This is a genomic window from Laedolimicola ammoniilytica (assembly GCF_025567165.1).
Classification (GTDB): Bacteria; Bacillota; Clostridia; order Lachnospirales; family Lachnospiraceae; genus Laedolimicola; species Laedolimicola ammoniilytica.
Window position 1 is genome coordinate 30,731 of record NZ_JAOQKC010000018.1, and the last position, 24,329, is coordinate 55,059.

Here is a 24,329-nt window from a genome sequence, read left to right on the forward strand (position 1 = left end):
CACAAATTATACTTTTAAATACACTGCAAATGCGTTATAATGAATATAAATGAATTTATTATAGAGCTGGGGAGGAAATGCAGTGAGAAAGATTTTATTTGTCGCTTCAGAAGCGGTTCCTTTTATTAAGACAGGAGGCTTGGCGGATGTGGCGGGTTCTTTGCCGAAATACTTCGATAAAGAGCAGTATGATATCCGGGTTATGATTCCGAAATATATGTGTATCCGCCAGGAGTGGAAGGATCAGATGAAGTATGTGACACACTTCTACATGAATCTGGCATGGCGCAGCCAGTATGTGGGAATTCTGGAGATGGAATACGAGGGTGTGAAGTTCTACTTTATTGATAATGAGTATTATTTTGCGGGACCGAAGCCCTACGGCAATATCTATGAGGATATCGAGAAGTTCGCGTTTTTCTCCAAGGCCGCGATTTCCGCATTGCCGTCCCTGGATTTCCGCCCGGATATCATCCATTGCCACGACTGGCAGACCGGACTGGTTCCCGTATTTTTAAATGATTCCTTCCAGGATAATCCGTTCTTCCAGGGTATCAAGACGGTGATGACCATTCACAACCTGAAGTTCCAGGGTATCTGGGACATGAAGACGGTCAAGGACATCACCGGCCTGAACGCTTCCTATTTCACACCGGATAAGCTGGAAGCTTATGGCGACGCCAACTATCTGAAGGGCGGTATCGTCTATGCGGATGCCGTGACTACCGTAAGTGATACCTATGCCGAAGAGATCAAGATGCCGTATTACGGAGAACATCTGGACGGCTTGATGCGCGCCCGTGCCAATTCCCTGCGCGGTATCGTCAATGGTATCGATTATAACGAGTACAATCCGGAGACTGACAAGTATCTGGTACATAATTATAATGCTGTGAACTTCCGCAAGGAGAAGGTGAAGAACAAGACCGCATTGCAGCAGGAGCTGGGGCTTGATGTGGATCCGAAGAAGATGATGATCGGTATTGTATCCCGTCTGACAGACCAGAAGGGCTTCGATCTGATCGCCTATGTAATGGATGAACTCTGTCAGGACGAGGTACAGTTCGTGGTTCTGGGCACCGGTGAGGAGCGCTATGAGAATATGTTCCGCCATTTCGCATGGAAGTACCAGGGCAAGGTTTCCGCGAATATCTTCTATTCGGAGGCCATGTCCCACAAGGTATACGGTTCCTGCGACGCTTTCCTGATGCCGTCCCAGTTCGAGCCCTGCGGCTTAAGCCAGCTCATGAGCCTCCGTTACGGCACCGTGCCCATCGTCCGGGAGACCGGCGGCCTGAAGGATACGGTAGAGCCCTATAATGAGTACGAGAACAGGGGAACCGGCTTCAGTTTCACCAATTACAACGCCCATGAGATGATGCATACAGTCCGCTACGCAGAGCATATCTACTATGACAAGAAGCGCGAGTGGAACAAGATCATCGACCGCGGCATGGCTATGGACTTCTCCTGGAATAATTCGGCGAAGAAGTATGAGGAGCTGTATAACTGGCTGGCGGGCTAAGGCGTATGGAGCAGGCTGAGGCACTCCGCTTCAGAAAGTCTGAGAAAAAATGCAAATTTGTCAAGGGAAAGGGCTTGTCAAAGCCCTTTTTCTATGCTATACTTTCAAAGTTAGTGAAAAAACACGCGGGCGGAACCGGGAAAGGTGCCTGGATCACATGTGAACCGGTATTTCACGGTGAAGAAACTCGCGGAAGAACAACCAAATGGAGGAAAGAAACATGAGTGTAATTTCAATGAAGCAGTTACTGGAAGCAGGTGTTCATTTCGGACATCAGACAAGACGCTGGAACCCCAAGATGGCTCCGTACATCTACACAGAGCGTAACGGCATCTACATCATCGACCTGCAGAAGTCTGTAGGCAAGGTAGATGAGGCTTACAAGGCCGTATTCGATATCGCTGCTGAAGGTGGCAAGATCCTGTTCGTAGGTACTAAGAAGCAGGCTCAGGACGCTATCAAGGTTGAGGCAGAGCGTTGCGGTATGTACTATGTAAATGAGCGTTGGCTCGGCGGTATGCTGACCAACTTCAAGACCATCCAGAGCAGAATCGCCCGCCTGAAGGCTATCGAGAAGATGTCTGAGGACGGAACCTTTGATGTACTGCCGAAGAAGGAAGTTATCGCACTGAAAAAAGAGTGGGAGAAGCTTGAGAAGAACCTTGGCGGTATCAAGGACATGAAGAGAACCCCGGATGCGATCTTCGTAGTAGACCCGAAGAAGGAGAGAATCTGCGTACAGGAAGCACATACACTGGGTATTCCGCTTATCGGAATCGCTGATACCAACTGTGATCCGGAAGAGCTGGACTATGTAATCCCGGGCAATGATGACGCTATCAGAGCCGTAAAGCTGATCGTTTCCAAGATGGCAGACGCTGTCGTTGAGGCTAACCAGGGCGCAGCTGAAGAAGTTGCAGAGGAAGCTGAGACTGAGGAGACTGTAGAGGCTTAAGTAAAAGTCGAAAGTGCACACGCGGCTTACACTAACGAATTTGGAGGGATTAGAAATGGCAATCACAGCAGGAATGGTAAAAGAGTTAAGAGAAATGACCGGCGCCGGCATGATGGACTGCAAGAAGGCCCTGACAGCTACTGATGGAAATATGGACGCAGCTGTTGACTGGCTGAGAGAGAAAGGCCTTGCAAGCGCACAGAAGAAGGCTGGCCGTATCGCAGCTGAGGGTATTGTAGATACCTGCCTGGTAAACGATGATCACAAGGCTGTTGTTGTAGAGGTAAACGCTGAGACTGACTTCGTTGCAAAGAACGAGAAGTTCCAGTCCTACGTAGCAGACGTAGCAGCTCAGGCTGTTAAGACTACCGCTACTGATATCGATGGCTTCCTGGCAGAGAAGTGGGAGAAGGATCCGTCTCTGACTGTAAAAGAGGCACTGGCTTCCCAGATCGCTATCATCGGCGAGAATATGAACATCCGTCGTTTCGCACAGGTAGAGGAGGAGAACGGTTTCGTTGCTTCCTATATCCATGCAGGCGGAAAGATCGGCGTTCTGGTAGACGTTGAGACCGATGTCATCAATGACGCGATCCGTGAGATGGCTAAGAACGTAGCTATGCAGGCTGCAGCTCTGAAGCCACTGTACACCAGCGACGCTGAGGTAGAGCCGGAGTACATCGAGAAAGAGAAGGCTATCCTGATGGCTCAGATCCAGAACGACCCGAAGGAGTCCCAGAAGCCGGAGAAGGTTATCCAGGGCATGATCCAGGGCCGTATCAACAAAGAGCTGAAAGAGATCTGCCTGCTTGATCAGGTATACGTAAAGGCAGAGGACGGAAAGCAGTCTGTAGCCAAGTACGTAGCTCAGGTAGCAAAAGAGAACAACGCAAACATCACCATCAAGAAGTTTGTTCGTTTCGAGACCGGTGAGGGACTTGAGAAGAAGAACGAGGACTTTGCGGCAGAGGTAGCAAAGCAGATGGGAATGTAATTCTCATAAACAGAGATTCAAGAGTCTGTAAAGAGCTGTTCTGCGAGGCACCTAATGCACACACACTCAGCTTTGCGGAAACGGGATTTTACAGATTTGACTATCATATGTATTTTACAAGGGCGTGGCGGCAGCTGCGCTCTTGTTTTCTGCGCAGAATACTTTAGAAACTGAAAGTTTTTGGCCTAACTCGGAGAAAGAAGAAAAGTAATACTGTACAAAACCCCGTGCATTGAATTATAATAAGAAAAACAATACGAGGGGGTTTCTGTTATGGAAGCTTTATTTAGTGCAGTGAACACAATTTGTGGGAAGATTCAGATCGTGTCCAACTGGTTCTGGGATTTTCCAACGAACCTTGACTGGTACGCGTCTATCCCAGTTCTGGGCAATTTCAGTCTGGCCATTATTTTATTGGTGGGAACCGGCATCTATTTCACCTTTAAGCTGCGTTTCGTACAGGTGCGCAAGTTTAAGTACGGACTTCAGGTGCTGATAAACAGCAAGAGTACGACCATGGGCATCTCTTCCCTGGGGGCGTTCCTGCTGTCCACGGCCATGCGTGTAGGCCCTGGCAATATCCTGGGTGTAACCGGAGCGATTTCTATCGGAGGACCGGGCGCACTGTTCTGGATGTGGATTTCCGCGTTCTTTGGCATGGCGACCGCATTCGTGGAGTCTACCATGTCTCAGATTTTCAAGGAGAAGCGCGGCGACGCCTATGTGGGCGGCCTTCCGTTCTACGGACGCCGTCTTTTGAAGGATGCGGCCTGGGCGGGCGTAGCCTTGAGCGTGCTCTACATTATTTACGCGTTCCTCTGCTTCCCTGCGCAGGGCTTCAACACCATTTCCGCAGTGGGAGCCATCGCTGGTGTGGTGACAGGAACGACTTTTGCGACCAATTCTGCACTGTACTGGGTGTCCTTTGCAGTGCTGATCGTGGTGACCGCTATTATCAGCTTTGGCGGTATCAAGAAGGTGTCGAAGGTAACAGATGTATTGGTTCCGATTATGGCAGTGGTATACGTGCTGACTGTCGTAGTTCTGGTACTTTGCAACTTCACTCGGATTCCCTGGTTCTTCGCAGCTATCTTTACCCAGGCTTTCAAGCCGGCGGCAGTTTTCGGCGGAGCCTTTGGCATCGCGCTGAGTCAGGGTATTAAACGAGGCCTGATGTCAAATGAAGCAGGCCAGGGAACCATTACCATGCCTGCAGCGGCGGCAGATACAGATCATCCCTGCGATCAGGGCTGCGTACAGGCTCTGGGTGTATTTCTGGATACCATCGTTATCTGCACCCTGACCGGTTTTGTGGTTATTATGGGAAGAATGTGGCTGACCGGAGAGGCGGACGCCTGGTTCGAACTTGGAAAGCTGGAGAAGTTCTTGGCATCTTGTGGTGCACTGACCGGAAGCAGTGGAGCGGCTTATGGCTTTGTGACCCTGCTGGTAAGCCTTTGCTTTGGCCTGTTCGCCTTCACCTGCCTGATGGGCTTCATGTCCTTTACCGAGATGTGCGCGAACCGTATTTCCGCCAACAAGGCCTTCATCAATGTGATCCGCGCCCTGTGCCTGGTGGTCATCAGCTTCGGCGTTATCACGAATATCGCGGGTATGGATCTGGGAGCCCTCTGGGATCTGAGCGATTTTGCTAATATCCTGATGGTATACTGCAACCTGCCGCTCCAGTACATAGGCTTCAAATACGTGCTGCGGGCATGGCGGCATTTCGAGAAGCACGATGGAACGCCATTTACCTCCGAGGTAGCGGGTATCTCCGTTCCGGTGTGGGATGAAAAAGCAGGAAAATAAAAGAGACGGGGAACTTTTCCCCTTGTAAAGCGGGCCGCTTTGGTATATAATTTCCAGAGCGGCCTGTTTTTACGCAAGTAAGGAACCGAAGGCCATTTCAGAAGAATAACGGGAGTGAAGAAGAATGAGTAAAGTAAGAACAAGATTTGCGCCGAGCCCCACCGGAAGAATGCATGTGGGTAACTTGAGAACGGCGTTGTACGCATATCTGATTGCCAAGCATGAGGACGGAGATTTCCTGCTCCGTATCGAGGATACCGACCAGGAGCGCTATGTGGAGGGTGCGGTCGATATCATTTACCGTACCATGAAGGAAGCGGGCCTGGAGCATGACGAGGGTCCGGACAAGGACGGCGGCGTAGGCCCCTATGTGCAGAGCGAGCGCCAGGCGGCTGGCATCTATATGAAGTATGCCAAGGAGTTGATTGAAAAGGGCGAGGCATATTACTGCTTCTGTGATAAGGAGCGTCTGGAGTCCCTGAAGACCGAAGTAGCAGGAAAAGAGATTGTGGTATATGATAAGCACTGTCTGCATCTGTCCAAGGAAGAGGTAGAAGCGAAGCTGGCAGCGGGTGTGCCCTTTGTCATCCGTCAGAACAATCCGACCACCGGAACCACTACCTTCCACGATGACATTTACGGCGATATCACTGTAGACAATGCGGAGCTGGACGACATGATCCTGATCAAGTCCGACGGATATCCCACATATAACTTTGCCAATGTAGTAGACGATCACTTGATGGGCATCACCCATGTGGTCCGGGGAAATGAATACCTTTCCTCTTCTCCGAAGTACAATCGTCTTTACGAGGCATTCGGCTGGGAAGTGCCGGTCTATGTACATTGCCCGCTGATTACCGACGAGGAGCATAAGAAGCTGTCCAAGCGCTGCGGCCATTCTTCCTTCGAGGATCTGCTGGAGCAGGGCTTCCTGCCGGAGGCGATCATCAACTTCGTGGCACTGCTGGGCTGGAGCCCGGAGGAGGATCGGGAGATCTATTCCCTGGAGGAGCTGATCAGGGCCTTCGATTATCATCATATCAGTAAGGCTCCGTCTGTATTTGATTACACCAAGCTGAAATGGATGAACGGCGAGTACATCAAGGCTATGGACTTCGACAAGTTCTATGAGATGGCACTGCCGCATCTGAAGAAAGTCATTACCAAGGACTACGATCTGAAGAAGATTGCGGCCATGGTAAAGACCCGTATTGAAGTATTCCCGGAGATCGAGGATATGGTAGATTTCTTCGAGGCAGTTCCGGAGTACGACACCGCAATTTACGCGCATAAGAAAATGAAGACCAGTGTGGAATCCTCTCTGGAGGTTTTAAAAGAGCTGCTTCCGATCCTGGAGGAGCAGGAGGATTACAGCAACGACGGACTGTATACACGTCTTCTGAAATATGTGGAGGAGAAAGGCTGTAAGAATGGCTATGTGCTCTGGCCTATTCGTATCGCCGTATCCGGCAGGCAGATGACGCCCTGCGGAGCCACCGAGCTCATGGAGGTCATCGGCAAGGAGGAGACTCTGAAGCGTGTGCGTGCAGCGATTGCAAAGCTGGAGGCATAAAATTTGAATTCTTTATCTGAAGTACAGCAGAAGGCCGTCACCCACCGTGACGGCCCCATGCTGGTTCTGGCGGGACCCGGTTCCGGTAAGACGATGGTACTTACGAGACGGGTTCAGTATCTGACGGAAATCTGTCACATTCCACCCGGAGAGATTCTGGTGATTACTTTTACAAAAGCGGCGGCAAGGGAAATGAAAGAGCGGTATCTGCGGCTGACGAACAGCGCGAATACAGCTGTTTCTTTTGGTACCTTTCACGCGGTCTTTTTCCAGATCCTGAAGCTGGCCTACGGCTATCGGGCCGACAATATTCTCCGGGAGACCGAAAAATATCAGTTTCTGCGTGAGGCCGTCTATAAGCAGAAGCTGGAGCCGGACGACGAGGCGGAACTCATCGGCAGCATCGCGGCGGAAATCAGCAAGGTGAAAAATGACAGGGTGAGCCTGCAGGAATATAAGGCCACCTCCTGCAACACAAAGAGCTTTATCGCTATATTTAATGAATATGATAACAGGCTGCGACGCAGCAATAAAATCGATTTTGATGATATGCTGGTCTACTGCTACGAGCTTTTGAAGGAGCGGAAGGATATCCTGGGGGCATGGCAGCGGAAATTCCGCTATGTTTTGGTGGACGAGTTTCAGGATATTAACCGGATTCAGTACGATATTGTGCGGATGCTGGCCGCGCCGGAAGATAATCTTTTTATCGTAGGCGACGACGACCAGTCCATTTATCGGTTCCGGGGCGCGAAGCCGGAGATTATGCTGCATTTCGAACAGGATTATCCGACGGCAAAGCGGGTGCTGCTGGATACCAATTATCGCTGCACCCGGCTTATCGTGGAGGGAGCCTGCAAGGTCATCGAGAACAATAAGCAGCGTTTTGCTAAGAAAATTCAGGCAAAGAAGCAGGAAGGACCGCCGATCCTCCATCACCAGTTCCGGGATCAGGATGAAGAGTACGAGTGCGTCATCGATAAGATCAAGACCTACCGGGAAAAAGGCGGATCTTACCGTGATATCGCCATTCTGTTCCGGACCAACACTCAGCCCCGGAAGCTGGTGGAAGAACTGATTTCCGAGGGAATCCCTTTTCGGATGCGGGACGCATTGCCGAATATCTACGACCACTGGATAGTAAAAGATATTTTTTCTTACCTCCGCATGGCCCGGGATATGAAAAAGGGTCTGGTAAAGCGGGAAGATTTTCTGCAGGTGATGAACCGGCCCAAGCGATATCTGGGGCGGGAATGTCTGGACAGCGACGTGATATCCTGGGAGGCGCTGTTGACCTGGTATGACGACAGGCCCTGGGTCTGCGAGCGGATCGAGAAGCTGGAAAAAGATCTGAAGATGTGCGGACACCTAAGCCCGTCCGGGGCGTTGCACTATATCCGAAATATCATCGGGTATGAGGAATACCTGAAAGAATATGCGGATTATAAGGGCAGAAAGCCAGAGGAGCTGCTGGGAATTCTGGATGAACTGAAAGAACTGGCGGCTGGCTTCAAAACACTGGAGGAGTGGGAGAGCCATATTGCGACCATCCGGGTGGAGCTGGCGAAACAGGCCAAAGAGCGGGCGCAGAACACCGACGGGGTGGTGTTGTCCACCATGCACAGCAGTAAGGGCCTGGAATACCGCATTGTATTTATCATCGATGCCAATGAGGGGATTACGCCGCATAAGAGAGTGATCTTTGAAGAAGATATGGAAGAGGAGCGGCGGTTGTTCTACGTGGCCATGACCCGGGCGAAGGAACTGCTGTATATCTTTTCGGTGCGAAAGCTGTATGGGAAAAAGGCGGAGCAATCACGGTTTGTAGAAGAACTTTTAGATGAGTAGGCGGACGTAGGAAGAGCCGAGAGGCTTATATTCTGGAGTGTTCGGACGTTTCACGGACACACGCTTAGAATATAAGCCTCTCGGCTCTTCCATCTGTATTTTGAAAAGTGGAAATCTCTATCTGCCTGTCTATTGATTTGAGCGAAATAGATAAGATTTAGTTGGTTTCGTCGATATCAATATCCTCGCCGTCAGCCTCAACTAACTCATCATACTCGGCTGCATCCAGCATCTGATCGAACATGTCTGCCACTGCGTCGTATTCTTCGTCGGATTCGATATTGTCCAGAACCGGGCTTCCGGTGCTGTTATCGTAGCGGTACAGATATACTTCACCGTCCTCGTTTTCGCCGTTCTCGTCGAGAGGAAGCAGGGCGATGTAGTCGCGTCCGTCTACCGGGAAAATGGTGAGGATGGCGCACTCTACAGTTTCGTCATTGTCCAGGGTCAGAGTTACAGTGATGTCGCCGTTACAGGAATCGCAGTTGCCGCCGCAATCCGCTGTGTTACATTTATTGTCTGCCATTTGATTGTTCTCCTTTATTGATAATTTGATAATAACAGTTCAACTACTACTCTATCAGACCTGACAGGGAAAAGCAAGAAAAGAATTGAATTGCCGGGAAGTTTGTATTAAAATAAGAAAGATTAAGCGCTGCCAGACAGCGGCTTACCAGAATATCAGAGAAACGCGCCGGGATACGCGGCGCAGCAGAGAGGACTTAAGACAATGAATTTTACATTTTCAAAACGGGCCGAAGCCATTGAGGAGGGCATCTTCGCGGCCCTGGCCCATAAAAAGAACGAGCTGGTGGAGAAAGGCATGGAGGTCTATAACTTTTCCATCGGAACGCCGGATTTCCAGCCGCCGAAGCATGTGATGGACGCTATGGTGGAGGCCTGTAAGGATCCGGAGAATTACAAGTACGCCATTTCTGATCGGCCGGAGCTTATCAGGGCCATGCAGGATTTCTATCAGAAGCGTTTCGGGGTGCGTCTGGAGACGGACGAGATTATGACCCTGTACGGCTCCCAGGAGGGCATGGCCCATGTGGCTGTCGCGCTCTGTGATCCGGGCGATATTATGCTGGCCCCGAATCCAGGTTATCCGGTCTTTTCCCTGGGACCGCAGCTGGCGGGTGCGAAGATTGAAACCTACCCGCTCTATGCGGAAAATAACTTCCTGCCAAAGTTCGAGGACATTCCGGAGGAGACCGCGCGGGCGGCGAAGTTCATGATCGTGTCCTATCCGTCCAACCCGGTTTGTTCTGTGGCGGATGATGCTTTTTATGAAGAACTGATTGCGTTTGCAAAGAAATATAATATTATCATTCTGCATGATAATGCGTATTCCGATATCATTTACGACGGAAGAGAAGGGAAGTCCTTCCTGTCCTATCCGGGCGCGAAGGAGGTGGGCATCGAGTTTTACTCCCTGTCCAAGAGCTATAATATGACCGGCATGCGTATGTCCTTCGCGGTGGGCAACCGGGCAATTATTCAGGAGTTCTCAAAAGTGCGTTCCCAGATCGACTATGGCATCTTCCTGCCCATTCAGATGGCGGCGGTGGCGGCCCTGACCGGTCCCCAGGATGCGGTGAAGGAACAGTGCGCCGAGTATGAGCGGAGAAATAAGGCGCTTTGCGGCGGTTTACGTGAAATTGGCTGGAATGTGCCGGACAGCCAGGGCACCATGTTTGTATGGGCACCGCTGCCTGCGGGCTACACCGACAGCGCGGCCTTTACCATGGAGCTGATGGAAAAGACTGGCATGATCGTGACTCCGGGCAGCGCGTTTGGTGACCTGGGCGAGGGATATGTGCGGATGGCGCTGGTACATCCGGTTCCGGTGATTGAAAAGGCCATCCAGAAGGTGCAGGAGAGCGGCATCCTTCAGAAATAACAGGAGTATGGAACATGGGGTTTGTTCAGGACATCACCGATTTTATCTTTGTGGAACATGAGCCGGAGCAGGCGGATATCATCTTTATCCCGGGCGGCGATCAGGGGGCGCTTGCGGTGACGGCGGCCCGGCTTTACAAAGCGGGTTATGCGCCTTATGTGCTGCCGTCCGGGCGTTTCAGTAAGCCGGTGGGCCATTGCCGGATTCCAGGCTATGAGGAGCGGACGGAATGGGATTTTCTGCACGAGCTTCTGGTACGGGAGGGTGTTCCTGATAGTGCTATTCTGGAGGAAAAAAAGGCGACCTATACCTATGAAAACGCCATTTACTCCAGAAAGGTGACGGACAGCCAGGGTCTTTCTATCAAAAAGGCAATCCTCTGTCCCCAGGCCTGTCACGCCCGCCGGGCGCTGCTTTATTATAAAGTATGCTTTCCGGAAACGGAGTTCCTGGTCTGCCCGACAGTGACCAGGGAGATCAGCCGGGAAAACTGGTTTCTGGAGGAGCAGAAGATAGACATCGTTCTTGGGGAACTAGAAAAATGTGGAAGCCAATTTCATGAGATTTTAAAAGAATTCAGAAAGCAGGAGGAAGGGAAACGATGAGCGTGGATATCAATGAAGTGATGCGGCTGGTCCGTGAGACCAGACAGTTTGTGGAAAACCGGGATATGGCGGGCCATGTGAAGGTCAAGGGTCTGGCGGACTATGTGACTCAGGTGGACACGAATATCCAGAATTTTCTGCGGGAGAAGCTGGGCGAGCTGGCGCCGGAAATCGAATTTCTCGGAGAGGAGGACGGACTTCACGCTATGAAGGGCGATACCTTCTGGATTCTGGATCCGATAGATGGCACTACGAATCTGGTGCATGATTATCAGCACAGTACCGTATCTCTGGGACTCTATAGCAAAGGTGAGATTATCCTGGGCGTGATTTATGATCCGTTCCGGGAGGAAATGTTCTATGCCGAGAAGGGCAAGGGAAGCTTCGTCAATGGCCGTCCCATCCATGTGGCCAAGGCGGAGAACCTGGGGCAGACCATCATTGCCATTGGAACAGCTCCCTATCAGAAGGAGCTGGCACCGCAGAATTTCGCCTGCTTCCAGAGGGTTTTCGAAAAGTGTGAGGATATCCGCAGAACCGGTTCTGCAGCCATGGATCTGGCTTATACGGCGGCCGGCCGGCTCGGAGGATATTTTGAAGCCAGGCTGCAGCCCTGGGATTTCGCGGCAGGAATGCTGATTCTGACAGAGGCGGGTGGGAAGATTACCCGTTATGACGGCTCGCAGGTGAATCCGGTGGAGCCGGGCGGTATCGTGGCGACCAACGGAAAGCTCCATGAGGAGCTGCGGGCGCTGCTGTAAAAAAGAAAACACGCAGAAGAGACAGAGAGAAAAAATGGCAGGTGTACACTCCATGTGGAGGTACACCTGCTATTTTTGTGCAAAACAGCAGGTGAAACGGTGCTTTTTTGCATGATTGTATTACGAAAAAACAAGAACTTCCGGCCGTATTGAAATGAGGATGTGCAAAATGTATAATAACATCATCGAAAGAAAACAAGACAAAACCACAGGCCGACAGGGATGGATATGTTATCAAATCGAAATGAAAGAATACTGCAAATTTTATATAGAGCAAACGGTTTTGTAACAAGTCATGAAATCGCAGAGCAGTTGGGGATCAGTGTCCGGACGGTGCAGTACACCCTTCGGGATCTGGAGGACTGGGCCAGGAAAGAACAGGTTCGGCAGGAAATCAAGCCGAAGCTGGGTATCCGGCTTCTGGATAAGGAAAAGGCGGTCGGCTTCTTCACCCAGACAGCGGAGCAAAATGAAAATTTTCTGTCCGGGGAGACACGGGTCTGGATTTCCATTCTGTCTGTCCTGAACGGTATCGATGGCACCCGGGTGGTGACCCTGATGCAGAAATTTCAGGCGTCGAAGACAACGGTACTGAAGGATCTGGCAAAGGCGGAGAGCTATTTTGAGGAGCGCTCCCTGAAGCTTCAACGAACCAGAAACGGACTTTTACTTCCACTGGAAGAAAAAGCCAGAAGGAAGGAAATGCTGGAAGTCATTCATCGGAATTTCCCGGTGGAGGCGCTGGCGGAATACATTTTTTCCTCGGATTATACACTGGTCAGCCATTCGGGAAACGAACGGCAGAAAGCCATCTGGAATTTTTTTGATATGCATAAGCTGAAAGAGCTGAAGGAAGGGATGTATTATATACTGGAAGCGTTGGGAATGCAGTTTGGTGACATGGCCTTTATCGATAATCTGCTGTGGGTTCTGATTACCCTTGGCAGAGTCCAGAAGGGACAGTATCTCCCGCGGGATGAAAAGGCGGATCCGGACAGATTTCCGACCGAATACCGTGTAGTTCAGGAGACAATTCAGTCGCTGGAACAAAAATACAGGTTACAGTTTCCGGAACAGGAGGTGCGCTATCTGGCTTATCGAATAGCAGTCTCCCAGAAGGCCGGAAACGCAGAGACAGGGAGCAGATGCTTTGTCAATGAATTTCTGGAAATCCTGAATGATATTTGCAGAAAAGAATTCAACCGTTCACTTTCGGAAAATCCGGAAGTGGTCCAGAACCTGAAGATCCATCTGCAGATGGCACTGCAGCGGGCCAGATATGGAATTACATCCTACAATCCGCTGCTGGATAAAATAAGAACTCAGTATCCCATGAGTTATCTGATCAGTGAGACAGCCGCGCACTCCTTTGAACGACAGAAGCAGGTTCAGCTTTCAGCGGACGAGGTGGCTTACATTGCCACTTATGTAGAACTTGCTCTGGGGGAACTGGAGGAGAGAGAAAACAGTAAAATCTACCGAGCTGTGGTGGTCTGTAGTATGGGCTTTGCCACATCGAAGATTTTGAGCCTCAAGATAGAAAATGAGTTTCCGAACATCCGGGTGATCGATCAGCTGTCCGTGGCGCTGATTCCGCGCTATGATTTTACGGCCATCGATCTGGTATTTTCCACCGTGGATGTGCGGGTCATGCTGGCAAAGCCGATGCTGCTGATCAATCCCATGCTGACAGGGGAGGATGTCCGCAGAATCAATGAATATCTGCTGGCGGACAGCGGTGAAAAGTTGAAAAAGATGCAATATCAGCAGATTCTTGAGCTGTTGAATCGAAAAGAGGCTGCCGACAAGAATGAGGTGGCCAGGGGAATCCGATCCATTATGGGAATTACCGGAGGAGAATCGAAGCTGAAGACACTCCTGGAGCTGATGCCGCAGAAATTCTGCCAGGCGGGCGTCGAAGCAGAAACTTGGGAGGAGGGTGTATGGATTGCGGCGGAGCCGCTGATCCGGGAACAGTACATTCGGGAATCCTATATCTGCGAGATTATTCGTGTGAACAGGGAATACAATAATTTTTACCTCATGGGGGAAGAGCTTTCCATGCCCCATGCGGCGCCTTCCGCAGGTGTTCTGCGTCTGGCCTTTTCCATGGCCACGCTGAAAAAGCCGGTGAAGGTACCCGCGAGAAACGGGAAGACAGCGGAAGTCCGCGTGATTCTGATTCTTGCGGCAGTGGATACGAAGCAGCATGCCGGAGCCTTGGAAGAAGTGGCAGATATTTTTGACCGGCAGGATGCAGTGGAACGATTGTTAAATTCTCAGAGCTCAGAGAATTTATATAAAGTATTCCAAGAAATATCCGGAAATTTCTTGGATGCGGAAATGAAGAAAACGGAGGATACAAAATGGTAAATGTATTATGTGTCTGCGCGGTTGGCGTAGGCTCCAGTCTGATGCTGAAAATGAATGCGGAGAAGGTATTACAGTCCAAGGGCTTTGAAGTGCATGCGGAGAACACCAATGTGACGGGAGCAGGCGGCATGAGCTGCGATATCCTGGTAACGACGCCGGACGTCTACGGAAATATCCGGAACTGTACGGCAAAGCATGTGATTCTGATGGAAAATATGGTAAGCAAGCGGGAGCTGGATGAGAAGATTTCAGCCATCGTGGGCGAACTGTAGGAAAGGTGTAGTAAAACAGGGGGATTTATTTATGGCAGTTTTAAATTTTATATCGACACAGATATTCGGAAACGCGGGCGTTCTGTTTGGTCTTATCGTACTGGCCGGACTGGTGATCCGCAAAAAATCAGTCAGTGACATTATCTCGGGAACGGTAAAAGCAATTGCAGGTTACTATGTACTCTGTGCAGGCTGCAACGTGCTGCAAGAAGCCATCAACCCGGTTGTGGCCTGGATTCAGCAGGTCATCGGAGTAGAAGGTGTACAGCCTCAGGAGTTTGTGGTACAGGGCGTTGTCATGAAGGAGTATGCGGGACAGGTTGGTCTTGCAGTTGTAATCGGCTTCATCCTGAATATTATTCTGGCCAAGGTGACGAAGTATAAAAATATCGCGATCACCGGCCATCTGATGCTGCACTGGTCCGCATGGATCGTGGGCATGGTGGCGGCGACCAGTCTGCCCATGTGGGCGGTGGTAGTTCTCTCCGGCGTTATCTGCGGTCTGCAGTACTGGTTGTCCCCGACGATTATCGGATACTTTATGCGGAAATCCGGAAAGATGACAGACGAGTACTCCGTATACTGTCATGAAGTGACAGGTATCGCGTTTGCCAGCTGGTTTGGAAAGCTTATTGGCAATCCGGAGAAGAACTGTAAGGATATGAACCTTCCGAAATCTATTGAGTTTTTCCGCGATTCCACAGTAAGTATGGCAGTTCTGACTGCTATCGTATGGTTTATCGTGGGACTGATTGCAGGACCGGATGCAGTGCAGGCCACAGCAGGAAGCACCAACTGGATTATTTATCTGCTGCTTCTGGGCATCCAGTTCTCCGCAGGACTTGTTACCCTGCTTCTGGGTGTGCGGATGCTGATTGCGGAGCTGGTTCCGGCTTTCGAAGGTATCGCGGAGAAATTCGTACCGGGCGCTGTGCCGGGTCTGGATTATCCTACTGTATTTGCTTTTTCACAGAACGCGGTCTTTATTGGATTTATCTTTAATGTACTGGGCGGCGTAGTTGCAACCATCGTCATGGTAGCATGCCATATGCCGATTATCATTCTGCCTGCTATCTGGATTAACTTCTGGCAGGGCGGTATCATGGGTGTATTCGCAGACTGCTACGGCGGAAGACGAGCCGTTATTATCACGACCTTTATTGCAGGCTTTGTATCTGCCTTCGGCTGGATGTTCATCTATCCGCTGCAGGGCGTGGCAGCAGGCTGCGGAAGCGTCTACAACTATACGGACAGTGCAACCTACGGCGCATTGCTGGCATGGTTGATTCATCTGATTCCGTAAACGGAGGAGACAAAAAACATGTTGTACGAACTGCTGAGCCAGAACCTGGTAAGAGTAAATGTAAAGACAGCGGATCGGGAGGACGCCATACGGAAGGTGGGCGCCATGATGGTGGAAAACGGCTTTGTGGAGCCCTCCTATGTGGATGGCATGTGTAAAGTGGCGGCTGAGATGCCGGGCTACATCGTGATTACCGACGGTGTGGCCATGCCACACGCACGGCCTGAGTGCGGCGCAAAGAAGGTCTGCGCGGCGCTGATGACCCTGGAGAAGCCGGTTCCCTTTGGAAATGAGGCCCATGATCCAGTCAAGCTGCTGATTGCGATAGCGGCTGTGGATAACAGCTCGCATATTGATTTGATACAGAATATTGCGACGATTTTTGACTGCGAGGAAGTGGTGGAGCAGTTGAAAAATAGTAAGACAGAACAGGAAATTTTGAAAATTATCAGAGAAAATGCAGGAGGAAATGAATAAATGTTCAGAATGAAGGGCGTTGTACCGCCGATGATTACACCATTTACCGCAGAAGGGGAGCTGGATGTGCCGGGACTTCGGAAGCTGGTTCAGTTTCTGCGTGATCGGGTGGACGGTCTGTTTATCTGTGGCTCCTACGGAGCAGGGGCGCTGATGACGCTGGAGGAGCGGAAAACTGTGGCGGAGGTGACCATAGAAGAGGTGGCTGGTAAGATTCCGGTGGTCGTAATGGTGGGAACTACCAACAACCGGGACAGCATTGAGCTGGCAAAGCATGCGGAAAAAGCCGGAGCGGCCGCAGTGGCTGCAGTGGGTCCCTATTATTTTAAACATAATATGCTGGATGTGGAAGAATTCTATACAGACCTCATCGAGAGCGTGCGGATTCCGGTCTATCTCTATGACAATCCGGGATTCCAGGGATATGAGATCTCCATTGAGACCGTGCAGAAGCTGAAGGCCAAGGGATTGGCCGGTGTGAAGGACGCCACCTTCGATATCCTGAAATACGCAAAGTATGAACGGCTTCTGAAGGATGAAAACTTTGATGTGGCCCTGGGCACAGAGGCCATGTGGCTTTCCGCGCGGGTGCTTGGCTGCGAGGCTTATATTCCCGGCATCGCCAACGCATTTCCGGAGATCTGCAAAAAGATGTACCAGGAGGGAATGGAAGGGCGGTATGAAGAATGCCGTACGACTCAGTTCCAGGTCAACAAAATGCGGGATATTATGTATCTGGCGAAATCCACGCAGCTGGCTATTTACGCCATGCTGGAGATCCGGGGCATTGTAACCTGCTATCCGAGAAAGCCTTTTGTTCCGGCTTCTGAGCAGGAAAAAGAGAATATCCGGGCAGCATTAAAAGAACAGGGGATGATCTGAAATGAAAATTATGGATATATCGGTGGCCTTTCAGGAAGGCATGATGAAATACCCGTCGCTGCTTCCTTTTGAGAGAAAGTGGCTGAGAAGTTTTGAAAACGGCGATCAGAATCAGGTGTCCTACATCCAGTCGCCCTCCCACAATGGGACGCATCTGGATGCGCCGAGCCATTACATAAAGGGTGGCAAGACCATGGATGATATTCCGCTTGACAGATTCTATGGAACCTGTCAGGTGATCGAAATTCCGGCGGATCAGAAGGCAGTAACCAGAGAGTTTCTGAAAGGAGTTTCTTTGCAGGCAGATAAAGTCCTTTTGAAGACTACAAACTGCATTTCCAGGATGGAAGAGTTTGCGGAGGATTATGTATATCTGGATGCGGACGGAGCGAAATATCTGGTGGAACAGGGTGTCCGGCTGGTAGGCGTGGATTATGTGAGTGTGGACGCGAGGGTAGCGCCGGAGAAGCCCACTCACCATATGCTTCTGGAAAATGAGGTTATCATACTGGAATGCGCAAATCTGAAGGATGTGGAGCCGGGAATCTATACGCTGGCCGCGTTCCCGCTCAAGGTAACCGGCGCAGAGGGCGCGTTTTGCAGAGCGATATTGATGCAGGAGGAATAAAGACAGATATGAGAGTAGTTGTATTTGGCGCCACAGGTCTGTGTGGAGAAGAAATTGCGGATGTATTTGAGACCAGACATGAAGTTATCCGTTTTAAAGGACACAGGGACGGCGATATTTCCAATTTATTTGAGATACAGAAAAAACTGGAGCCCATGAAGCCGGATCTGATTATCAACGCGACCGGCTACCGCCATCCAGATAACTGCAAAAAGAACCGGGATATCGCAGTGCGGATCAATACGCTGGGACCGAAAAACCTGGCGCTGCTGGCCGAAAAAATGGGCTGTGATTTTATGCAGATAAGTTCTGATTCCGTGTTCAGCGGAGATACCAAGTGGCCTTATTCGGAATTTGATATTCCGGATCCCAACAATATCTATGGACAGACCAAGTATCTGGCGGAGAGAGCGATCGCGGCCGTGTGCAGGCATCACTACATTATCCGGGTTCCCATGCTGTTCGGCTTTAAGGGAAAACCAGAGGAAAATCTGATGTTCCAGACTTGGGAAAATATGAAAAATCATGTGCGGATGGACGCGGCCACAGATCAGATCTGCAATCCCACCTATACTAAGGATGCGGCAGAGTGCATGATGAAGGTGGCAGAATCCGGCATGTACGGTACCTATCACATCAGCAATGAGGGGCTGGGTTCCCGTTATGACCTACTGTGCGAATTCGCGCGGATTGCGGGACTTCCCCATGATGACATTCTGACCTCCAATTCAGAAGTAAAGTATGACAAGCGGTCTACATACACGGCATTCAATGCCATTGCCTTTAAGGGCACGTTCGGGGTCGAACTGGAGGAATGGCACACGGCGATTCGGAGGATGTACAGAGATTATGAAGAATACAAAAAGAACGGTCATTGAAGTACAGTCGGACGCTAGAACTGGATTTTATGACGCGACAGAAGCGATCGCAGCCTGGGCGTCCGGGCAGAAAGGCAGCCTGTTGCATCTGTTCCTGCCGCACACTACGGCAGCCCTGGTGATCAGCGATAAGATGGACACGGTATCCAGAGATGTGGATATGCTCCTGGGAACGATTTTTCCGGAAAAGGGATCTTACGTGCATCGCTCGCCGAATTCTGATGCCCATGCAAAATCTGTGGTCTGCGGCTGTGAGCTGACGATTCCGCTGGAAGAGGGAAGGCTACTGCTTGGAGAGTGGCAGAGAGTTTTCGTGGTGGAGGGCGACGGCCCGGGAAAGACCAGAAAAATTATTTGCACCATAACAGAATAAAAAGAAAGCACGAAGCGGAGAAAGAACCGTTTCGTGCTTTCTTTTTATGGAATAGGAAATTCCGATAGAATTCCCTATTCCATAAAAGCAAGCAGAGCTTGCAAAGATGCGCACTTGGCGCAATGGTAGATGGTTGCTGAAGCAACCGCGCCTTGGCGCGAGAATGTGTCAATGAGACATTCTTTCTTATTCCGGATATACCAGCCGCTCCTCTTTGATATCATAGAGCACATTTTCCAGATATTTTTTTGCCAGGTACTTCGCCATCGGCAGATTCATATCCAGATAATTGCCGCAGTCTTTTGCGCTGGCGCCGGGAACGTCGCCCTCGAAATCCCGGATGAATTCCCACATTTCGATCATCAGCGGAACGATATCCTTCGACTCATAATCACCGGTCAGCAGGAGATAAAAACCGGTACGGCAGCCCATAGGTCCGAAGTAGACCGTTTTGGAGCCGTAGTCCTTGTGATTACGTAAGAAGGTAGCGGCCAGATGTTCAATGGTGTGCATCTCAGCAGTGTTCATGACCGGCTCCTCGTTGGGGCTGGTGAGGCGCAGATCAAAGGTAGTAACGACGGTTCCGCCCACCGGATCCTTTCGTGACACATAGACGCCGGGCTGAAGCAGCAAATGATTGATGGTAAAACTTGTTATTTTCTCCATAAAAAACAGATTTCCCTTCGTATTTTTTGTTAAAATGTGATATAATATAATAAATACATGTTTCAGTATATCACAGAAGCCAAGAAAAGAAAAGGGATGCATGCTTTGAGAAGAATAAGAGAGAGAGACTGGCTGCAGGCAGGAGTCCTGCTTCTGGTATCAGCCCTGCTGATAGGCTGTCTGCTGGGTTTTGATCATCATGAAGCGGAGCGGGCAGACACAGCAGTGGCAACAGGCGTAGCGGAAAAACAGAGGGTGTCGGCCGATGAACTTAAGGTGACGTTTTTTGATGTGGAGAAAAGCGATGCCATTCTGATAGAGCAGGCGGACTTTCGGATGCTGGTGGATACCAGCTTTGATGATCGGGCAGATGTGATCCTGGATTATTTTTCAGAGCATGGAATTGACACACTGGATTACCTGATTATTACCCATTTTGATAAGGATCATGTGGGCGGGGCGGATAAAATTCTGGATGCGGTCAAGGTAAAGCGTGTGCTGGAGCCGGACTATACGGTAGATAAGAAGCAGTACAGGGAATACCGGGAAGCGATGATGCGGAACGGAATTGTGCCCTTGAGCGTGACGGCTGTGGAGCACAGAAAACTGGGCAAGGCGTCCTTTGCGATCTATCCGCCGGAACAGAAGCAGTATAGCGGAAATGATAACGATATGTCCCTGGTGATAAGCCTTCGGTATGGTAGCCAGAGCTTCCTGCTGACCGGAGACAGTGAAATGGAGCGGATAGCAGAGTTGCTTACGGAGCCGGAGCTGAATCTGAAGCATACGGTTCTGAAGGTGCCGCACCACGGTATTAAAGAGAAAAATTCAGCTGCGTTTCTGGAACAGGTTCACCCGGAGACAGCTGTGATTACCTGTAAGAATGAGTGGTACGTGTCAAGGTCTGTGAAAAAGACCCTGCTTTGCATGGACGCGGATCTCTATCTGACCTGTCATGGGACGGTGACCTGTATCACAGACGGAAACACGATGGAGATTCTCCAAGAATGATATTTTGGCTTGAAAAATGGGCGGGATACGATTACAATGGTAAATAGCGTATCTGCGCCCTTTTTGTATAACAGGAAAATCCTGTTATACAAAATTTTATCGCACTGCGGCGGAGAATCCTGCAAAGCAGGATTCTCATACAGACATTTAACGAGGAGGAAATGAAAATGAGTAAAATTGATGAAATCCGTGCCGAGATGGTAAAGGCAATGAAGAACAAGGACAAAGACAGAAAAGAGACGCTGTCCATGCTGCTTGCGGCTCTGAAGAATAAAGCGATTGACAAGCGCGCAGATCTGACTCCGGAGGAGGAGTTTGAGGTGGTTAAGAAAGAGATAAAGCAGACGAAGGAAACCATGGATCTGGCGCCTGCAGACCGTACTGATATCATCGATCAGTGCAAGGCCCGTCTGGCTGTACTTTCTGAGTTCGCGCCCGAGGAGATGAGCGAGGACGCTATCCGCGCTGTCATTCAGGAGGTACTCACAGGTCTTGGTATTGAGAAGCCCACCGGTAAAGATAAGGGTAAGATTATGAAGGAGCTGATGCCGAAGGTAAAGGGCAAGGCGGACGGTTCCTTGGTGAACAAAATCGTGGGAGAAATGCTGGCATAGGATAAGACAAGATGAAAAAGATACAGATCCAACATTCACTGCTGCTGCTTCTGACGGCAGTAATCTGGGGAACTGCTTTTGTGGCGCAGAGCGTCGGTATGGATTATGTGGGGCCCTTTACCTTTTTGTGTACCCGCTCCCTGATCGGCGGAGTGGCGCTTTTGCCGGTGATAGCCTTTATGGATCGGCAGAAGAGTAAAGAAGCACGGCTGGAGGAGAAAAAGCCGGAGAATAAAAAGATCCTGATTAAGGGCGGTATTCTCTGCGGCCTGGCCCTCTGCTTTGCCAGTGCCTTTCAGCAGTATGGTCTCCTGTTTACGACTGTGGGAAAGGCCGGATTTATTACAGCCTGCTACATCGTGCTGGTGCCCATCGCGGGGCTTTTCTTTGGAAAGCGCTGCGGCATCAATGTATGGATTGGCGTGATTCTGGCTGTGGGTGGACTTTACTGTCTCTGTATTACAGAGACTTTGCAGATTGGAACCGGAGATATTCTGGTGTTTATCTGCGCGTTCCTGTTTGCGGCACATATTCTGATCATTGATCATTTTACGCCCTATGTGGACGGTGTGAAGATGTCCTGCATTCAGTTCTTTGTCTGCGGCATCGCGGCCGGCGTCGGGATGCTGGTGCTGGAACAGCCGAATTTTTCGGATATTCTGATGGCTTGGCAGTCCATTCTCTACGCGGGACTTCTGTCCAGCGGCGTGGGCTATACCCTGCAGATCGTGGGTCAGAAGGACCTGAATCCGACCGTGGCTTCCCTGATTATGAGCCTGGAGTCGGTGGTATCGGTGCTGGCGGGACTTGTGATTCTGCATCAGACCTTAAGCGGCCGCGAGGTACTTGGCTGCGTCCTGATGTTCGCGGCGATTGTGCTGGCGCAGCTGCCCGGGAAGGGAAAAGTGTAACGCTTTGTTAAGGGCAGGTTAAGCTTCCGTTAATTGTACCGCAAACCTATTGCGGTATCAGAAATAGTAAATATAATGAAAGAGATTGATTTATGAAAATTTTATTTGTATCCCTTGGCTGTGACAAGAATCTGGTGGATTCCGAGGTAATGATTGGCCTTCTGGGCAAGAATGGCTTTTCTTTTACCGACAATGAGACCGAGGCAGATGTGATTGTAGTGAACACCTGCTGCTTTATCAATGACGCCAAGGAAGAGAGTATCAACACCATCCTGGAAATGGCAGAGTACCGGAAAGAGGGAAGCTGCAAGGCCCTGATTGTGGCCGGCTGCCTGGCTCAACGCTACAAGCAGGAGATCGTAGACGAGATCCCCGAGGTAGACGCGGTCCTCGGAACCACCACCTACGATGCCATCGTGGAGACCGTAGAGAAGGTTCTGGAGGGTCAGAAAGAGCTTCATTTCGAGGACATCGACCGTCTGGTACCGGAGCAGGAAGGGGCCAGAACCTTGACTACCGGCGGCCACTACGCGTATCTGAAGATTGCGGAGGGCTGTGACAAGCACTGTACCTATTGTATCATTCCCAAGGTCCGGGGCAATTACCGCAGCGTTCCCATGGAGCAGCTTTTAAAGGAAGCCCGAGGGCTGGCCGAGGGCGGCGTCAAAGAGCTGATTCTGGTAGCCCAGGAGACTACCCTCTACGGAAAAGACATTTACGGCGAAAAGAAGTTGCCGGAACTTTTAAAGAAGCTGGCCAGGATCGGCGGTATCCAGTGGATCCGCGTACTGTACTGCTACCCGGAGGAGATCACCGAAGAGCTGATTCAGGTTATGAAGGAAGAACCGAAGATTTGTCATTATCTGGATCTTCCGATTCAGCATGCCTCCGATCGGATCCTGAAACGCATGGGAAGAAGAACCACCCAGGCGGATCTGAGAAATATCATCGGACGGCTCCGGGAGGAGATTCCGGATATCTGCCTGCGCACCACCCTGATTACCGGTTTCCCGGGGGAGACAGAAGAAGATCACGAGGAACTGATGCGGTTCGTGGATGACTGCGAGTTCGATCGGTTAGGTGTCTTTACCTATTCTCCGGAGGAGGATACTCCGGCGGCAACTATGGCTGACCAGATCCCGGAGGAGGTCAAGGAAGACCGGAGAGCGGAACTGATGGAGCTGCAGCAGGAGATCGCTTTTGACAAGGCCGACGCCATGACAGACCGGATTCTGGAGGTTATGGTAGAGGGTCAGGTGGCTGATGAGAATGCTTACGTGTGCCGCACCTATAAGGACGCGCCGGGCGTGGACGGTTACCTGTTCCTGAACACCGACGAAACCCTGATGAGCGGCGACTTCGCGAAGGTGCGCGTCACCGGAGCTGTAGATTATGATTTGATAGGAGAATTGGCAGAATGAATTTACCCAATAAATTAACCACACTGCGCGTGTTGATGATTCCGTTTTTTGTAGTATTTATGTTGACTGACCTGGGCGGTGCTGCTTCCAAATACATCGCCGTCGGTATCTTTATCGTGGCAAGTCTGACCGACCTTCTGGACGGCAAGATTGCAAGAAAATATAACCTGGTGACCAATTTCGGAAAGTTCATGGATCCGCTGGCTGATAAGCTGTTGGTCTGCTCCGCCCTGATTTGCCTGGTGGAAATGAACCGTCTGGCAGCCTGGATGGTCATCGTAATCATTTCCAGAGAGTTCATTATCAGCGGATTCCGCCTGATTGCATCCGACAACGGCGTGGTCATCGCGGCCAGCTACTGGGGCAAGTTCAAGACCACATTCCAGATGATTATGATTATCCTTCTGATTCTGGATCTTGGCGGCGTGTTTACGACGATTACAACGATTGTGACCTGGGTGGCACTGATTTTGACCGTGGTATCACTGGTTGATTACCTGGCGAAAAATAAAGGAATACTTCTGGAAGGAGATATTTAAAC

At 50.5% G+C, this 24,329-nt stretch carries 24 protein-coding genes; 22 read left to right on the plus strand and 2 right to left on the minus strand.

Annotated elements, in window-relative coordinates; genetic code table 11:
• Positions 1-82: 82 nt before the first annotated feature.
• The 6 genes from glgA to OCV63_RS12620 all read left to right on the plus strand — a co-directional run bounded on the left by glgA (position 83) and on the right by OCV63_RS12620 (position 8,710).
• Positions 83-1,525: a glycogen synthase GlgA gene (glgA, locus tag OCV63_RS12595; protein WP_158364367.1), complete on the plus strand. Its 1,443-nt coding sequence runs from the start codon at positions 83-85 to the stop codon at positions 1,523-1,525.
• Positions 1,526-1,745: 220 nt separating this feature from the next.
• Complete coding sequence (gene rpsB, locus OCV63_RS12600; RefSeq protein ID WP_158364369.1) at positions 1,746-2,480, plus strand: 30S ribosomal protein S2; 735 nt, start codon at positions 1,746-1,748, stop codon at positions 2,478-2,480.
• Positions 2,481-2,535: 55 nt separating this feature from the next.
• A complete protein-coding gene (gene tsf / locus OCV63_RS12605; protein ID WP_158364371.1) occupies positions 2,536-3,474 on the plus strand; it encodes a translation elongation factor Ts in 939 nt (312 codons plus the stop codon).
• Between the two features lie 273 nt (positions 3,475-3,747).
• Entirely contained in the window at positions 3,748-5,286 is a 1,539-nt protein-coding gene (locus OCV63_RS12610; protein ID WP_158364373.1) for an alanine/glycine:cation symporter family protein, read from the plus strand.
• Positions 5,287-5,410: 124 nt separating this feature from the next.
• The gene (gene gltX / locus OCV63_RS12615) at positions 5,411-6,862 is read left to right on the plus strand and encodes a glutamate--tRNA ligase (protein ID WP_158364375.1); all 1,452 of its coding nucleotides are present in this window, start codon (positions 5,411-5,413) and stop codon (positions 6,860-6,862) included.
• 3 nt (positions 6,863-6,865) lie between these two features.
• A complete protein-coding gene (locus tag OCV63_RS12620) occupies positions 6,866-8,710 on the plus strand; it encodes an ATP-dependent helicase (protein ID WP_262670854.1) in 1,845 nt (614 codons plus the stop codon).
• A gap of 157 nt (positions 8,711-8,867) precedes the next feature.
• On the opposite strand, the gene OCV63_RS12625 is transcribed toward OCV63_RS12620, so the two are convergent.
• The gene (locus tag OCV63_RS12625; RefSeq protein WP_158364377.1) at positions 8,868-9,236 is read right to left on the minus strand and encodes a DUF1292 domain-containing protein; all 369 of its coding nucleotides are present in this window, start codon (positions 9,234-9,236) and stop codon (positions 8,868-8,870) included.
• A 204-nt stretch (positions 9,237-9,440) separates the two neighbouring features.
• Here OCV63_RS12625 and OCV63_RS12630 point away from each other — a divergent pair, with 204 nt between their 5' ends.
• The 11 genes from OCV63_RS12630 (at position 9,441) to OCV63_RS12680 (ending at position 19,165) form a co-directional block, all read left to right on the plus strand.
• Positions 9,441-10,613, plus strand: coding sequence for an aminotransferase class I/II-fold pyridoxal phosphate-dependent enzyme (locus OCV63_RS12630; protein WP_158364379.1), 1,173 nt, complete (start codon positions 9,441-9,443; stop codon positions 10,611-10,613).
• 14 nt (positions 10,614-10,627) lie between these two features.
• Positions 10,628-11,218 carry a YdcF family protein gene (locus tag OCV63_RS12635; RefSeq protein WP_158364381.1) on the plus strand — a complete coding sequence of 197 codons (591 nt, stop codon included), beginning with the start codon at positions 10,628-10,630 and terminating at the stop codon, positions 11,216-11,218.
• A 2-nt stretch (positions 11,219-11,220) separates the two neighbouring features.
• A complete protein-coding gene (locus OCV63_RS12640) occupies positions 11,221-11,979 on the plus strand; it encodes an inositol monophosphatase family protein (RefSeq protein ID WP_158364443.1) in 759 nt (252 codons plus the stop codon).
• A gap of 228 nt (positions 11,980-12,207) precedes the next feature.
• On the plus strand, positions 12,208-14,352 hold the full coding sequence (locus tag OCV63_RS12645) for a BglG family transcription antiterminator (protein ID WP_262670855.1): 2,145 nt from the start codon (positions 12,208-12,210) through the stop codon (positions 14,350-14,352).
• On the plus strand, positions 14,346-14,624 hold the full coding sequence (locus OCV63_RS12650) for a PTS sugar transporter subunit IIB (protein WP_158364385.1): 279 nt from the start codon (positions 14,346-14,348) through the stop codon (positions 14,622-14,624). Before OCV63_RS12645 ends, OCV63_RS12650 begins: the two co-directional genes overlap by 7 nt.
• 31 nt (positions 14,625-14,655) lie before the next feature.
• Positions 14,656-15,927: a PTS ascorbate transporter subunit IIC gene (locus OCV63_RS12655; protein ID WP_262670856.1), complete on the plus strand. Its 1,272-nt coding sequence runs from the start codon at positions 14,656-14,658 to the stop codon at positions 15,925-15,927.
• An 18-nt stretch (positions 15,928-15,945) separates the two neighbouring features.
• Entirely contained in the window at positions 15,946-16,404 is a 459-nt protein-coding gene (locus OCV63_RS12660) for a PTS sugar transporter subunit IIA (protein WP_158364389.1), read from the plus strand.
• A complete protein-coding gene (locus tag OCV63_RS12665) occupies positions 16,405-17,286 on the plus strand; it encodes a dihydrodipicolinate synthase family protein (RefSeq protein ID WP_158364391.1) in 882 nt (293 codons plus the stop codon).
• Between the two features lies 1 nt (position 17,287).
• The gene (locus OCV63_RS12670) at positions 17,288-17,914 is read left to right on the plus strand and encodes a cyclase family protein (RefSeq protein WP_158364393.1); all 627 of its coding nucleotides are present in this window, start codon (positions 17,288-17,290) and stop codon (positions 17,912-17,914) included.
• An 8-nt stretch (positions 17,915-17,922) separates the two neighbouring features.
• On the plus strand, positions 17,923-18,792 hold the full coding sequence (locus OCV63_RS12675) for an SDR family oxidoreductase (protein WP_262670857.1): 870 nt from the start codon (positions 17,923-17,925) through the stop codon (positions 18,790-18,792).
• Positions 18,764-19,165 carry a secondary thiamine-phosphate synthase enzyme YjbQ gene (locus OCV63_RS12680; protein ID WP_262670858.1) on the plus strand — a complete coding sequence of 134 codons (402 nt, stop codon included), beginning with the start codon at positions 18,764-18,766 and terminating at the stop codon, positions 19,163-19,165. The genes OCV63_RS12675 and OCV63_RS12680 overlap by 29 nt, the downstream gene beginning before the upstream one ends.
• 186 nt (positions 19,166-19,351) lie before the next feature.
• Here the strand turns inward: OCV63_RS12680 and OCV63_RS12685 are convergent, their stop codons facing one another.
• A complete protein-coding gene (locus OCV63_RS12685; protein ID WP_158364399.1) occupies positions 19,352-19,831 on the minus strand; it encodes an S-ribosylhomocysteine lyase in 480 nt (159 codons plus the stop codon).
• 105 nt (positions 19,832-19,936) lie between these two features.
• On the opposite strand from OCV63_RS12685, the gene OCV63_RS12690 reads away from it, so the two are divergent.
• The 5 genes from OCV63_RS12690 (at position 19,937) to pgsA (ending at position 24,327) form a co-directional block, all read left to right on the plus strand.
• Positions 19,937-20,842 carry a ComEC/Rec2 family competence protein gene (locus OCV63_RS12690; protein ID WP_262670859.1) on the plus strand — a complete coding sequence of 302 codons (906 nt, stop codon included), beginning with the start codon at positions 19,937-19,939 and terminating at the stop codon, positions 20,840-20,842.
• Positions 20,843-21,009: 167 nt separating this feature from the next.
• Positions 21,010-21,456 (plus strand): GatB/YqeY domain-containing protein, encoded by a 447-nt coding sequence (locus OCV63_RS12695; RefSeq protein WP_158364403.1) that lies wholly within the window; start codon positions 21,010-21,012, stop codon positions 21,454-21,456.
• Positions 21,457-21,476: 20 nt separating this feature from the next.
• Positions 21,477-22,367 carry a DMT family transporter gene (locus OCV63_RS12700; RefSeq protein ID WP_416862044.1) on the plus strand — a complete coding sequence of 297 codons (891 nt, stop codon included), beginning with the start codon at positions 21,477-21,479 and terminating at the stop codon, positions 22,365-22,367.
• 92 nt (positions 22,368-22,459) lie between these two features.
• Positions 22,460-23,788 carry a 30S ribosomal protein S12 methylthiotransferase RimO gene (rimO, locus tag OCV63_RS12705; protein ID WP_158364407.1) on the plus strand — a complete coding sequence of 443 codons (1,329 nt, stop codon included), beginning with the start codon at positions 22,460-22,462 and terminating at the stop codon, positions 23,786-23,788.
• Complete coding sequence (pgsA, locus tag OCV63_RS12710) at positions 23,785-24,327, plus strand: CDP-diacylglycerol--glycerol-3-phosphate 3-phosphatidyltransferase (RefSeq protein WP_158364409.1); 543 nt, start codon at positions 23,785-23,787, stop codon at positions 24,325-24,327. Before rimO ends, pgsA begins: the two co-directional genes overlap by 4 nt.
• Positions 24,328-24,329 lie beyond the last annotated feature (2 nt).

Coding starts and splice junctions, on each gene's coding strand:
- OCV63_RS12655 (WP_262670856.1), top strand. CDS start 14,656: ATGGCAGTTTTAAATTTTATATCGACACAGATATTCGGAAACGCGGGC.
- OCV63_RS12625 (WP_158364377.1), bottom strand. CDS start 9,236: ATGGCAGACAATAAATGTAACACAGCGGATTGCGGCGGCAACTGCGAT.
- OCV63_RS12630 (WP_158364379.1), top strand. CDS start 9,441: ATGAATTTTACATTTTCAAAACGGGCCGAAGCCATTGAGGAGGGCATC.
- OCV63_RS12685 (WP_158364399.1), bottom strand. CDS start 19,831: ATGGAGAAAATAACAAGTTTTACCATCAATCATTTGCTGCTTCAGCCC.
- OCV63_RS12650 (WP_158364385.1), top strand. CDS start 14,346: ATGGTAAATGTATTATGTGTCTGCGCGGTTGGCGTAGGCTCCAGTCTG.
- OCV63_RS12645 (WP_262670855.1), top strand. CDS start 12,208: ATGTTATCAAATCGAAATGAAAGAATACTGCAAATTTTATATAGAGCA.
- pgsA (WP_158364409.1), top strand. CDS start 23,785: ATGAATTTACCCAATAAATTAACCACACTGCGCGTGTTGATGATTCCG.
- gltX (WP_158364375.1), top strand. CDS start 5,411: ATGAGTAAAGTAAGAACAAGATTTGCGCCGAGCCCCACCGGAAGAATG.
- OCV63_RS12680 (WP_262670858.1), top strand. CDS start 18,764: ATGAAGAATACAAAAAGAACGGTCATTGAAGTACAGTCGGACGCTAGA.
- tsf (WP_158364371.1), top strand. CDS start 2,536: ATGGCAATCACAGCAGGAATGGTAAAAGAGTTAAGAGAAATGACCGGC.
- OCV63_RS12695 (WP_158364403.1), top strand. CDS start 21,010: ATGAGTAAAATTGATGAAATCCGTGCCGAGATGGTAAAGGCAATGAAG.
- OCV63_RS12660 (WP_158364389.1), top strand. CDS start 15,946: ATGTTGTACGAACTGCTGAGCCAGAACCTGGTAAGAGTAAATGTAAAG.
- OCV63_RS12635 (WP_158364381.1), top strand. CDS start 10,628: ATGGGGTTTGTTCAGGACATCACCGATTTTATCTTTGTGGAACATGAG.
- OCV63_RS12675 (WP_262670857.1), top strand. CDS start 17,923: ATGAGAGTAGTTGTATTTGGCGCCACAGGTCTGTGTGGAGAAGAAATT.
- rpsB (WP_158364369.1), top strand. CDS start 1,746: ATGAGTGTAATTTCAATGAAGCAGTTACTGGAAGCAGGTGTTCATTTC.
- OCV63_RS12665 (WP_158364391.1), top strand. CDS start 16,405: ATGTTCAGAATGAAGGGCGTTGTACCGCCGATGATTACACCATTTACC.
- rimO (WP_158364407.1), top strand. CDS start 22,460: ATGAAAATTTTATTTGTATCCCTTGGCTGTGACAAGAATCTGGTGGAT.
- OCV63_RS12610 (WP_158364373.1), top strand. CDS start 3,748: ATGGAAGCTTTATTTAGTGCAGTGAACACAATTTGTGGGAAGATTCAG.
- OCV63_RS12670 (WP_158364393.1), top strand. CDS start 17,288: ATGAAAATTATGGATATATCGGTGGCCTTTCAGGAAGGCATGATGAAA.